This is a genomic window from Citrobacter sp. wls826 (genome assembly GCF_005281245.1).
GTDB lineage: Bacteria > Pseudomonadota > Gammaproteobacteria > Enterobacterales > Enterobacteriaceae > Citrobacter > Citrobacter braakii.
The window spans coordinates 28,913-33,115 of the sequence record NZ_SZWS01000017.1; the positions used below are offsets into that span (position 1 = coordinate 28,913).

The window sequence follows — 4,203 nt, forward strand, 5'->3', positions numbered from 1 at the left end:
GGCCGCTGTGGAGCAAAGTCTCGATTCTGCGCTATCGCATCACCGGTCCGGTCGATAAGCCGCAAATTAACGAAGTTCTGCGTCAGCCGCGCAAAGAAAGCCAGCAATGATTTGACGGGGGCGAGTAATTGCCCCAATCTCAGTACATAGTATTGCCGGATTGGCGCAGCGCTTATCCGGCCTACAGCAGCCTAACAACGTAGGCCGGATAAGGCGTTTTTTCCGCTATCCGGCAGAATTAAATGAGTAATCAAAACGATGAGTCTGAACCTGGTAAGTGAACAATTGCTAGCGGCAAATGGCCTGAAACATCAGGATCTGTTTGCCATCCTGGGCCAACTGGCCGAACGCCGTCTTGATTACGGCGATCTCTATTTTCAGTCGAGCTATCACGAATCCTGGGTTTTAGAAGACCGCATCATTAAAGATGGTTCTTACAATATCGATCAGGGCGTTGGCGTGCGCGCCATCAGCGGCGAGAAAACAGGGTTTGCCTATGCAGACCAGATTAGCCTGTTGGCGCTGGAACAAAGCGCTCATGCCGCGCGTACTATCGTGCGTGACAACGGTGACGGCAAAGTAAAAACGCTGGGGGCCGTGGAGCATCAGGCGCTTTACACCTCGGTTGATCCGTTGCAGAGCATGAGCCGTGAAGAAAAACTCGATATCCTGCGCCGCGTAGACAACGTGGCCCGTGCCACCGACAAACGCGTCCAGGAAGTGACCGCCAGCCTGACCGGTGTTTATGAACTGATCCTGGTGGCCGCGACTGATGGTACGCTGGCCGCTGACGTCCGCCCGCTGGTACGTTTGTCCGTAAGCGTACAGGTCGAAGAGGACGGTAAGCGTGAGCGCGGCGCCAGCGGTGGCGGCGGTCGTTTTGGCTATGACTATTTCCTTGGCGACCTCGATGGTGAAGTCCGTGCCGACGCGTGGGCGAAAGAGGCCGTACGCATGGCGTTAGTCAATCTGTCCGCGGTAGCAGCGCCTGCTGGTACGCTGCCGGTGGTACTCGGCGCTGGTTGGCCTGGCGTTCTGCTGCATGAAGCGGTCGGTCATGGTCTGGAAGGTGATTTTAACCGCCGTGGCACCTCGGTATTCAGTGGTCACATGGGTGAACTGGTGGCATCAGAACTGTGTACCGTTGTGGATGATGGCACAATGGCGGACCGTCGTGGTTCTGTGGCTATCGATGACGAAGGGACACCGGGTCAGTACAACGTGCTGATCGAAAACGGCATTCTGAAAGGCTACATGCAGGACAAACTGAATGCGCGTCTGATGGGCGTAGCGCCAACGGGTAACGGTCGCCGTGAATCTTACGCGCACTTGCCGATGCCGCGTATGACCAACACCTATATGCTGCCGGGGAAATCCACGCCGCAGGAAATCATCGAATCCGTTGAATACGGTATTTATGCGCCTAACTTTGGCGGCGGTCAGGTGGATATCACCTCCGGGAAATTTGTATTCTCGACGTCCGAAGCGTATCTGATTGAAAACGGTAAAGTGACCAAACCGGTGAAAGGCGCAACGCTGATTGGCTCCGGTATCGAAGCGATGCAGCAGATTTCGATGGTGGGTAACGACCTGAAACTGGATAACGGGGTTGGCGTTTGCGGTAAAGAAGGACAGAGCTTGCCGGTGGGCGTGGGCCAGCCGACGCTGAAGGTGGATAACTTGACCGTAGGTGGCACCGCGTAACGACCCGGTCGCCGGATAGCGCTCAGCGTATCCGGCCTGGAATGTGTGCTGGCACTGAATGTAGGCCCGGTAAGCAAAGCGCTACCGGGCTTTTTTATTTCTCTTTGCCCCGGCCGTACATCCCCTGAAACAGCTGCGCCACATCGACAAAATAATCCGTCAGATAGTTAATCACCACCTGGACCTTGAGCGGTAGTTTGTCTTTTTCGGTATACAGCGCATAGACCGGACGTGGATCCGACTGGTAGCGGGGCAGCAGGATCTCCACTTCGCCACGATTGATCTCATTGATCACCCACATCAGCGGCACATAGGCAATGCCCGCGCCTGCGGCCAGCCAGCGCACCAGCGTCATCGGATCGTTAGTCACGAAGCGCCCTTCTGGGATCAGGCGGGTAGAGATCCCCTCCGGAGCGATAAGTTCGAATTCATTATCCGGGCGCACGCTGTATTCCAGCCACGAGTGGTTGCTGAGATCGGCGGGTTTTTCCGGCACGCCAAACTGAGCGAGATAGCTTTTAGCGGCGCAGACCACCATCGGCATGGTTCCCAGGCGACGTGAAAACAGGCTGGAGTCCTGCAACGCGCCGACGCGAATAACCACGTCCAGACCGTCGGCGATTAAATCCGGTGCCGGGATGCCTGTTACCAGATTTACCGTCAATCCTGGATACTCTTTCAGCATCGTTGCGGTCAACCCAGCGAGGACATTTTGTGCCATGGTTGAAGAACAGCCAATGCGCAAGGTGCCGATGGGCGTGTTGTTAAAGGCATAAAGCTGTTCGTGAACATCCTGTGCTTCGTGCAGCATCCGGCGGCAACCCTGATAATAAATTTTACCGGCTTCAGTTAGCCCAATGCTGCGTGTGCTGCGGTTTAGCAGCTTGACCTGTAGCTCATCTTCCAGTTTAGAGACCGTCTGGCTTATCGATGAAACGCTCATTTGTAACTGTCTTGCGGCGGCGGTGAAGGAGCCCAGTTCGACAACTTTGGCAAACACCGACATACGTTTTAATCGTTCCATTGTTCACTCTGACTTAAAAGTGATTTAGATCACATAATATAGATAACAGCATAACAGTTACGTTAATATATTATTATTCAAATAACAGCTATGTCGCTCTCGCCTGGCTCATCCTTGCCCTTCTCTGCGGTGACATACGCTAGAAAATCTATCACCTGCACTCTCTTAAGCTACCAAGGTCAACATGAGTCTGTTTCCCGTTATCGTGGTGTTTGGTCTGTCCTTCCCACCGATTTTTTTCGAATTACTTTTGTCACTGGCGATTTTCTGGCTGGTGCGCCGGGTACTGGTTCCAACTGGCATCTATGATTTTGTCTGGCACCCGGCTCTGTTTAACACCGCGCTGTATTGCTGCCTGTTCTATTTAATAACGCGCCTGTTCGTTTGAGGTTGAAGTGAAAACACTAACAAGAAAACTCTCCCGTACGGCCACGACTCTCGTACTGGTCATTCTGGCCTTCATCGCCATTTTCCGCGCATGGGTGTTCTACACCGAGTCGCCGTGGACGCGTGATGCGCGCTTCAGCGCCGACGTTGTGGCAATAGCCCCGGATGTCGCCGGGCTTATCACTAACGTCAACGTTCATGATAATCAACTGGTGAAGAAAGACCAGGTTCTGTTTACCATCGATCAGCCGCGCTATAAAAAAGCGCTCGAAGAAGCGGAAGCAGACGTCGCCTACTATCAGGTGTTATCACAGGAAAAACGCCAGGAAGCCAGCCGTCGTAACCGGCTGGGCGTGCAGGCTATGTCTCGTGAAGAGATCGACCAGTCAAACAATGTCCTGCAAACCGTATTACACCAGCTTGCGAAGGCGCAGGCGACCCGCGACCTGGCGAAATTAGATCTGGAACGTACCGTCATTCGCGCGCCAGCAGATGGCTGGGTGACTAACCTGAACGTCTACAGCGGCGAATTTATTACTCGCGGCTCTACGGCGGTGGCGTTGGTCAAACAGCATTCTTTTTATGTGCTGGCCTATATGGAAGAAACCAAGCTGGAAGGCGTCCGCCCTGGGTATCGCGCAGAGATCACCCCGCTGGGCAGTAATCATGTGCTGAAGGGCACCGTTGATAGCGTGGCGGCTGGCGTAACGAATGCCAGCAGCACGCGGGACGCAAAGGGTATGGCGACCATTGATTCCAATCTCGAATGGGTGCGTCTGGCGCAGCGTGTACCGGTGCGAATTCGTCTTGATGAGCAGCAGGGAACCCTGTGGCCTGCGGGGACTACGGCTACCGTCGTCATTACCGGCAAGCAGGATCGCGATGCAAGCCGGGAATCCTTCTTCCGTAAAATGGCGCACCGCCTGCGCGAGTTTGGCTAATCGTGATGGGCATTTTCTCTATTGCCAACCAGCATATCCGCTTTGCGGTAAAACTGGCGTGCGCGATTGTACTGGCGCTGTTCGTTGGCTTTCACTTCCAACTTGAGACCCCGCGCTGGGCGGTGCTGACCGCCGCCATTGTGGCGG

The 4,203-nt window shown here is 54.5% G+C and carries 6 protein-coding genes; 5 read left to right on the forward strand and 1 reads right to left on the reverse strand.

The window, feature by feature from the left end:
* Both FDW87_RS21575 and tldD read left to right on the forward strand, forming a co-directional pair.
* Nucleotides 1–110: hypothetical protein (locus tag FDW87_RS21575; RefSeq protein WP_252362968.1), on the forward strand; the 110-nt coding region annotated here is incomplete at its 5' end.
* Between the two features lie 148 nt (nt 111–258).
* The gene (tldD, locus tag FDW87_RS02705) at nt 259–1,704 is read left to right on the forward strand and encodes a metalloprotease TldD (RefSeq protein WP_019077799.1); all 1,446 of its coding nucleotides are present in this window, start codon (nt 259–261) and stop codon (nt 1,702–1,704) included.
* Between the two features lie 94 nt (nt 1,705–1,798).
* On the opposite strand, the gene aaeR is transcribed toward tldD, so the two are convergent.
* On the reverse strand, nt 1,799–2,728 hold the full coding sequence (aaeR, locus tag FDW87_RS02710) for an HTH-type transcriptional activator AaeR (RefSeq protein WP_016157586.1): 930 nt from the start codon (nt 2,726–2,728) through the stop codon (nt 1,799–1,801).
* A gap of 184 nt (nt 2,729–2,912) precedes the next feature.
* Here aaeR and aaeX point away from each other — a divergent pair, with 184 nt between their 5' ends.
* From aaeX to FDW87_RS21580, 3 genes are all read left to right on the forward strand, one after another.
* Nucleotides 2,913–3,116, forward strand: coding sequence for a p-hydroxybenzoic acid efflux pump operon protein AaeX (gene aaeX, locus FDW87_RS02715; RefSeq protein ID WP_003025177.1), 204 nt, complete (start codon nt 2,913–2,915; stop codon nt 3,114–3,116).
* A gap of 7 nt (nt 3,117–3,123) precedes the next feature.
* Nucleotides 3,124–4,056, forward strand: coding sequence for a p-hydroxybenzoic acid efflux pump subunit AaeA (gene aaeA, locus FDW87_RS02720; protein ID WP_016154711.1), 933 nt, complete (start codon nt 3,124–3,126; stop codon nt 4,054–4,056).
* 5 nt (nt 4,057–4,061) lie between these two features.
* The coding region (locus FDW87_RS21580; RefSeq protein ID WP_249932422.1) for an FUSC family protein at nt 4,062–4,203 on the forward strand (142 nt) is incomplete at its 3' end.

Bases quoted from the DNA above. Each gene is read 5' to 3' on its own strand.
- tldD (WP_019077799.1), top strand. From the start codon at position 259: ATGAGTCTGAACCTGGTAAGTGAACAATTGCTAGCGGCAAATGGCCTG.
- aaeR (WP_016157586.1), bottom strand. From the start codon at position 2,728: ATGGAACGATTAAAACGTATGTCGGTGTTTGCCAAAGTTGTCGAACTG.
- aaeX (WP_003025177.1), top strand. From the start codon at position 2,913: ATGAGTCTGTTTCCCGTTATCGTGGTGTTTGGTCTGTCCTTCCCACCG.